The sequence below is a fragment of the Pseudoalteromonas sp. ASV78 genome (assembly GCF_047806705.1).
Taxonomy (GTDB): Bacteria; Pseudomonadota; Gammaproteobacteria; order Enterobacterales; family Alteromonadaceae; genus Pseudoalteromonas; species Pseudoalteromonas prydzensis_A.
The window spans coordinates 2,381,063-2,387,500 of record NZ_JBLOPA010000001.1 but is presented as its reverse complement, the minus strand read 5'-3'; the positions used below and the strand labels follow the sequence as shown (position 1 = coordinate 2,387,500).

The following is a 6,438-nucleotide window of genomic DNA, read 5'->3' as shown; positions in this document are numbered from 1 at the left end:
AGCTCTTGATCGAAGCCCCGGTAAACGGCGGCCGTAACTATAACGGTCCTAAGGTAGCGAAATTCCTTGTCGGGTAAGTTCCGACCTGCACGAATGGTGTAACCATGGCCACGCTGTCTCCACCCGAGACTCAGTGAAATTGAAATCGCAGTGAAGATGCTGTGTACCCGCGGCTAGACGGAAAGACCCCGTGAACCTTTACTACAGCTTGGCACTGAACATTGAACCTACATGTGTAGGATAGGTGGGAGACTAAGAAGCAGAGACGCTAGTTTTTGTGGAGTCGTCCTTGAAATACCACCCTTGTAGTTTTGATGTTCTAACGTTGGCCCCTGGATCGGGGTTACGGACAGTGCCTGGTGGGTAGTTTGACTGGGGCGGTCTCCTCCCAAAGAGTAACGGAGGAGCACGAAGGTTGGCTAAGTACGGTCGGACATCGTACGGTTAGTGTAATGGTAGAAGCCAGCTTAACTGCGAGACAGACACGTCGAGCAGGTACGAAAGTAGGTCATAGTGATCCGGTGGTTCTGAATGGAAGGGCCATCGCTCAACGGATAAAAGGTACTCCGGGGATAACAGGCTGATACCGCCCAAGAGTTCATATCGACGGCGGTGTTTGGCACCTCGATGTCGGCTCATCACATCCTGGGGCTGAAGTCGGTCCCAAGGGTATGGCTGTTCGCCATTTAAAGTGGTACGCGAGCTGGGTTTAGAACGTCGTGAGACAGTTCGGTCCCTATCTGCCGTGGGCGTTTGAGAATTGAGAGGGGTTGCTCCTAGTACGAGAGGACCGGAGTGAACGAACCGCTGGTGTTCGGGTTGTCATGCCAATGGCATTGCCCGGTAGCTACGTTCGGAACTGATAAGCGCTGAAAGCATCTAAGCGCGAAGCAGGCCTCGAGATGAGTTCTCACTAGACTTTTAAAGTCTCTGAAGGGCCGTTGAAGACTACAACGTTGATAGGCAAGATGTGGAAGCATAGTGATATGTTAAGCTAACTTGTACTAATTACCCGTGAGGCTTAACCATACAACGCCAAACGCGTTTTATGCGACAGTTTAAGCGAAGAAGTTAATATAACTAAAGTAGATTTACTGGCAGCTTTAAGCGATAAGCTTTAAGTTGTAAGAAGACAATTATCAGCCATTTTCCAAATTTTAATTAATTGGCTCGAAAGAGCGGATTAATACCAAATTTGCTTGGTGACAATAGCGTTTTGGACCCACCTGACCCCATGCCGAACTCAGTAGTGAAACGAAACAGCGCCGATGATAGTGTAGCATTTGTTATGTGAAAGTAGGTCATCGCCAGGCTCCAAATTAGAGAAACCCGTTACAGCGATGTGACGGGTTTTTTGTTGTTTAAAAGAAAGGTTCTAGGTCCTAGGCGCTAGGTTGCTAGGCGGTCATTACGTAAGTGTCCGACAAAACACACTTAGCATATCGAGCTCAGTAGTGAAACGAAACAGCGTGATGAGAGTGTCGCATTTGTTATGTGGCTCTCTACCGCTGTGGGCACTACGTCATCGCCAGACTCCAAATAGAGAAAGCCCGACTAGCAATAATCGGGCTTTTTTACGTTTAGAGTAAAGTGAACAAGGAGAACCGCAATAATCGTTGGTTGCTATACACAGTCATTCTTTATTCTTGAAAACTCGCTTACAAAAAACCGCTAAGATAGCGGTTTTTTGGTTTAATCTATGAGCTTTTATTTATAGCCATTTGGGTTGTTACTTTGCCAACGCCAAGTATCTTGCATCATGATATCAATGCCACGCTCTGCTTGCCAACCAAGTTCTTTAAGGGCTTTTTCTGGTGCCGCGTAGCAGGCTGCAATATCGCCAGGACGACGAGGCGATACTAGATAAGGAACTTCTTTACCACAGGCTTTGCTAAATGCATTGAGCATTTGTAGAACTGAATAACCATTGCCAGTACCTAGGTTGTAAACGTGGGCACCGGTATCTTGGTTTATTTTATTTAGTGCCTTTAAATGACCAAGTGCTAAGTCAACAACGTGGATATAGTCACGAACTCCGGTGCCGTCAACAGTGTCGTAGTCATCACCAAATACACCTAATTGCTTTAACTTACCCACAGCAACTTGTGAAATGTAAGGAAGCAAGTTGTTTGGAATGCCATTGGGATCTTCACCAATTAAGCCTGATTCGTGTGCGCCTACAGGATTAAAGTAGCGTAAAATCGCGAAGGCAAAGCGTTCATCTGATTTTGCTATATCTTGCAGCATCATTTCAACCATTAGTTTTGATGTGCCGTAAGGGTTAGTGGTGCCACCCACTGGGAAATCTTCGCGGATCGGTAAGCTTGCTGGGTCACCATACACAGTGGCGGATGAACTAAATACCAGTTTGAATACACCCGCATCACGCATTGCGTCAACCAGTGTTAGCGTACCTTGTACATTATTTTGATAATACTCAATCGGTTTTACAACCGATTCACCTACAGCTTTAAGGCCTGCAAAATGAATAACACTGTCGATTTTATGTGTCGTAAATACACGCTCTAAAAATGCTTTATCGAGAATATCACCTTGATAAAAAGTAACGTCTTTGGTTGTGATGCTTTTTACTCGGGTGAGCGATTCCGGTGACGAATTACTTAGATTATCGATAACGACAACGTCCTGTCCTTGCTGTAGTAGCTCTAAAACTGTGTGTGAGCCGATATAGCCTGCACCACCGGTGACTAAAATAGTCATACTATCTCCATTTAAGTAATTTTATTCAATTAAGCTAATTTCATCACAAATAGCGATTGATTGCTTGTGTTATCTGTCATTTAGTTTATACCAATCGACTTAAATATTTAACCATTCTAGCGCGCTAAATAAAGCGCTAACTGCGTTAGTAACTTTTCATGTACGACTGCATGGATGCAAGAGGTAGAGCAATGCAGGAGCAATTGCCGAGAACAACTACATGTCAAAATTTCTGCCTTGTTATCACGCTATTTTTCTGTCGCTATAAGTGGTCAGTAACTTAACACGATTGGTATTATACCAATACTATTTATTAAGTGATCAAATTTGTCCATGCTCTAAAGCACATATGCTTAACGTTAGTAATATTTGAACGAAACACATTCCACGCTCTACTTACTTGCTCCACAATGTCGTCATAATCTGAAAAAGTACGATTAGATAACTCTCTGTTTCGCATCCATGCCCATACTTGCTCAACCGGATTAAGTTCTGGTGAATAAGGAGGCAACGGTATCACCGACACATTTTTAATCCCTTCACCAACATTACCCATATGCCAGCTTGCGCGATCAACAATAACCACTGCGTGCCGTCCACATGGCGTAGCATCTGAAATGAGTTGTAAGTGTTGCTTCATTATATCCTTACTCAAATAAGGGGCTATAATCGCCTCTGTTTGCCCTGTTGCGGGGCATACTGCACCAAAAATATGAGTGGATAGAAATTGCTGTTGCTTCACAACACGTGGCCTAGTGCCTTTTTTAGCCCGAATTTTTGAGGTGGTATTTTGTTGCCCAAATCGCGCTTCATCTTGAAACCACACATCCACTCTATCAAGGGCCACGTGGCCTGGAATTGTGATGATCGTATTATAATGGAAATTTTTTAAAGTCTTTTTGTGCCTCAATTGACTGTTTAGGATGTTTAGAGCGAGACGTTATCCATGAAAGATTAAGCTCACACATCAAACGGTAGACATTATTGAGTTTGTATTGGACACCAAATGTATCGTAAATGTATTTGCGTATATCTTCACCTATCAGCCTCCCACCTTCCTCTTTCACTGCGTGCGCACAGATATAATCTTTAAGCTGGCACTTTTGTTTTAATGTTAAGCCACAAGGGCGACCTGATTGTTTTTTAATATCAAGCGCTTTAAGTCCATCGGATAAGTATGCAGTAACCCACTCATTAACCAGTCGACGGCTAACGCGGGTAGTTTTAGCGACAACAGTACGATTTTTTACTTCGAGAAAGAGGCGAATAACTTCATAACGCGTTTTTAATCGGGCATCTCTGGTATACGGGAAGTTAGGAATAGTAGACAAGCTAAACTCAATGATAATGACAAATGTATGGGTATTAGATCATAAAAAGAAGGTAATTAAAATAGATCATGAATTAAATGTGTTTGGTATTAGTTGTTGGTAAAATTATAAGCTTGATTACATTTTTGCTATAAATGATAACAATTACGAAAATTAGTATTAAGCTATAGTTAAGTTGAAAGTGCTAATCTTGCACCTTATAAATAGGGTAACGCCTTTATTGGAGAATGTTATGAATACAGTTAAAAAAATAGCAATGGCAATGCTAATAGCACTTCCTGTTTTTGCTCATGCTGGCGAAGCTGTAGTTAAATGGCAAGACTTTAATGACTACCGTGATGTGCGACCATCAAATGAACCTAAAGGGTCATATCATAAACATATTGCGACAAGCTTTGAAAAGCACTTCAATAAACTGGCTGAACAATTACCTGAAGGTTATAAATTTAACGTTGAAGTCACTGAACTGGATTTAGCCGGTGATGTACGTTTTGGTGGTATGAATGATTTACGTATTGTTAAACCAATTTATTTTCCACGCATTGAGTTTACATATTCAGTTACTGATAAAGATGGCAAAGTGCTGAGCGAAAGCGATAAAGTCGAGTTAAAAGACATGGGCTTTATGGATAAAATTAAAATGGGCCGAGATGAACAGTTTTATTACGATAAACGCTTAATTACAGATTGGTTTAATAAAGAATTAATGCCTGAAATCGTTCCAAGCTAATTATATAAATTAGCTTGGATGAGAAAAGCGCTCACAGTGTATGAGCGCTTTTTTGCTACTTAAAAGTAGCTAATAATTGCAGTATTTGTTGTAGCTTAATTACTGTCGTTTTCAGCTTTTCTTCGTCAAGGCTGTTTCTACTCAGGCTCTCTACATCAGCGGCGACATCCAGTACATAAGGTTTAAAGCGCTTAGCTTCAAAGTTAAAGCCTGCATCAGCAGGGAATAAGGCCTTAAACTTACCATGACCTTGTTGTTGAAGTTCATCTAACTTTTTATCAGCATCAAGTGATTGACGATAAACAATTTTTAAGTTGGTATTGAGTTGTTCAATAATTGAATCCATTTTTTTCCTAAAGCTTTCGACTGCAATGTCGATATAATACGGGTAATGAACTAAAAAGTCAGGTATGAGCTATGAATATATCAGGTGGAAACTTACCGGCCATGAGTGGTGCCGGACAAAGCGGTGAAGTTTACAGCGCAGCTTTAGCAAAAAAACAGCAGAAGGCGGATGGCGCGGCGGCACTGGCGTTAATTGAAGCAGCTGGCACTAGCAGTGCAGCGCAAACACCAGCAAAATCAGTAACAGCGACGCTTGGTAATAACGTAAACGTGTATGTTTAATAGCGCATTGCGCTATTAAACCAGCTTGAGGTCAATAGGGGTCTTACTTTTTTGACCACCGATCTCACGTACAAGTTTAGGCACTAAGTAGCCTGGTAATGCGTGTAGCATATCAGCCATGATTTTGCGTGCCTGCGATTCCTCAATATCAAAGTGGCTAGCCCCTTCAACTTTGTCTAATAAATATAAGTAATAAGGTAGTACGTCAGCCGCAAATAATGCTTCACTTAGGGCGACTTGTGCTTGGCTTGAATCGTTCACCTCTTTTAAAATAACAGCTTGATTAAGTAGCATCACCCCAGCTTGTTTGAGTTTTTGCATCGCGGCTTTAAATTCATCGTCAATCTCATTGGCGTGATTGATATGATTAATAAACACGATTTTAAGCGGCGACTTTGCTAAGCGTTGGCATAACTCATCGGTAATACGGGCGGGGATCACCACAGGTAAACGGCTGTGAATTCGCATCCGCTTAATTTGTGGTAGTTGTTCCAGCTCATCCATAAACCAACTAATCGCATCGTCTTTGGCCATCAGAGGATCGCCACCACTTAAGATCACTTCATTTATATTGTTATCTGACTTAATGTAGTCGAGTGCTTCAATTAAGCTGCGTTTATTTAGCTGATTTTCTTGGTACGGAAAATGACGACGAAAGCAGTATCTGCAATTTACAGCGCAACCCGTTTTAAACATCACTAAAACTCGCGACTGGTATTTATGTAATAGCCCTGGTTGCGCGTTGTTTTGTTCTTGCAAAGGATCTTTATCAAATCCTGTTTTAGCGATAAACTCTTGGTGGCGTGGCATGACTTGCAGCAGTAACGGGTCGTTTATATCGCCATAACGCATTTTTTTGATAAAAGGCACAGGTACACGAACCGGAAAAAGAGCTCGCGCTTTAAGGTCTTTTTCATCGGCCATGCTTGATAAACCTAGCATTTCTAGCAAGGTGCGTGGGCAGGTAACAACATTAGCTAATTCTTTTTGCCAGTTTTTATGCAAATTTGCTTCATTTCTTTGTATCAT

General features: G+C 41.9%; 6 protein-coding genes and 2 rRNA genes (1 of these 8 running past the window's edge). 4 read left to right on the top strand and 4 right to left on the bottom strand.

The features are described from left to right. Together ACMVDV_RS10845 and rrf are read left to right on the top strand one after the other, a co-directional pair. A 23S ribosomal RNA gene (locus ACMVDV_RS10845) occupies window positions 1–1,029 on the top strand (it extends 1,856 nt beyond the left edge of the window). A gap of 169 nt (window positions 1,030–1,198) precedes the next feature. After that, window positions 1,199–1,313 (top strand): 5S ribosomal RNA (gene rrf / locus ACMVDV_RS10840). Between the two features lie 394 nt (window positions 1,314–1,707). On the opposite strand, the gene galE is transcribed toward rrf, so the two are convergent. Both galE and ACMVDV_RS10830 read right to left on the bottom strand, forming a co-directional pair. Then, the gene (gene galE / locus ACMVDV_RS10835; RefSeq protein ID WP_304181592.1) at window positions 1,708–2,721 is read right to left on the bottom strand and encodes a UDP-glucose 4-epimerase GalE; all 1,014 of its coding nucleotides are present in this window, start codon (window positions 2,719–2,721) and stop codon (window positions 1,708–1,710) included. Between the two features lie 313 nt (window positions 2,722–3,034). Then, window positions 3,035–4,052, bottom strand: a protein-coding gene (locus ACMVDV_RS10830; RefSeq protein WP_416158121.1) for an IS630 family transposase whose coding sequence is annotated in 2 segments (ribosomal slippage) — window positions 3,035–3,610 and window positions 3,612–4,052 — 1,017 coding nt in all. Because the reading frame shifts where the segments join, the coding sequence is not laid out codon by codon here. Between the two features lie 232 nt (window positions 4,053–4,284). On the opposite strand from ACMVDV_RS10830, the gene ACMVDV_RS10825 reads away from it, so the two are divergent. Further along, window positions 4,285–4,782, top strand: coding sequence for a DUF3016 domain-containing protein (locus ACMVDV_RS10825; protein WP_304181594.1), 498 nt, complete (start codon window positions 4,285–4,287; stop codon window positions 4,780–4,782). 55 nt (window positions 4,783–4,837) lie between these two features. On the opposite strand, the gene ACMVDV_RS10820 is transcribed toward ACMVDV_RS10825, so the two are convergent. Next, window positions 4,838–5,128: a prephenate dehydrogenase gene (locus tag ACMVDV_RS10820; protein ID WP_304181596.1), complete on the bottom strand. Its 291-nt coding sequence runs from the start codon at window positions 5,126–5,128 to the stop codon at window positions 4,838–4,840. 71 nt (window positions 5,129–5,199) lie between these two features. Here ACMVDV_RS10820 and ACMVDV_RS10815 point away from each other — a divergent pair, with 71 nt between their 5' ends. Continuing rightward, window positions 5,200–5,409, top strand: a complete 210-nt coding sequence (locus ACMVDV_RS10815) for a hypothetical protein (RefSeq protein WP_064668757.1) — start codon at window positions 5,200–5,202, stop codon at window positions 5,407–5,409. A gap of 15 nt (window positions 5,410–5,424) precedes the next feature. Here the strand turns inward: ACMVDV_RS10815 and epmB are convergent, their stop codons facing one another. Further along, complete coding sequence (gene epmB / locus ACMVDV_RS10810; RefSeq protein WP_416158120.1) at window positions 5,425–6,438, bottom strand: EF-P beta-lysylation protein EpmB; 1,014 nt, start codon at window positions 6,436–6,438, stop codon at window positions 5,425–5,427.